This window comes from Belliella kenyensis, from assembly GCF_022549675.1.
GTDB classification, from domain to species: Bacteria; Bacteroidota; Bacteroidia; order Cytophagales; family Cyclobacteriaceae; genus Belliella; species Belliella kenyensis.
This window is the reverse complement of sequence record NZ_JAKZGR010000064.1, coordinates 1-628: the sequence shown is the minus strand read 5'-3', so window position 1 is coordinate 628 and position 628 is coordinate 1. Positions and strand designations below refer to the sequence as shown.

General features: G+C 40.0%; 1 rRNA gene. It reads left to right on the top strand.

Annotated elements, in window-relative coordinates:
* Window positions 1-77: ribosomal RNA gene (rrf, locus tag MM214_RS19215) — 5S ribosomal RNA — on the top strand; the annotation flags it as partial.
* Window positions 78-628 lie beyond the last annotated feature (551 nt).

The following is a 628-nucleotide window of genomic DNA, read 5'->3' as shown; positions in this document are numbered from 1 at the left end:
ATCCCGAACAGAGAAGTTAAGCCCTGCCGCGCCGATGGTACTGGGGTTACACCCGGGAGAGTAGGTCGCCGCCACATTATTAAGAAGCCTTTCAGGAAACTGAGAGGCTTTTGGCGTTTATGGGGAAGAAACAAGAGATAAGAGACAAGAGACAAGATAAAAGAAATAAGAATCAATTGTATTAAGTACAAAGTACCAAGTATGTATAATCTACGATCTCTCGTAGAGACAAGAAACAAGAGACAAAAGACAAGAGACAAGAAACAAGAAACAAGAAACAAAGAGACATGATAGGGGGTAGTGTTTTGGGAGGGTTATTTTAATTGTATAGGGCTCAGAAAGGTATTTTCAAAGGATTAATTTTAGTGTTAAGCATGGGATTTAGAAGTATGGGTGAAGTTAGGGTGAGTAATGAAGTTACTGCGATAAACTAGCTACTTCACATGAAAGAACCTCCTTGCAGCTCTGCGTGCTAAATTTTAACTAGGAAGGGCTCAGAGTGGTATTTGCAAAGGATGAAATTTAGTGTTAAGGATGGAATTAAGAAGTATGCATGAAGTTAGGGTGAGTAATGAAGTTACTGCGATAAACTAGCTACTTCACATGAAAGAACCTCCTTGCGGCTCTG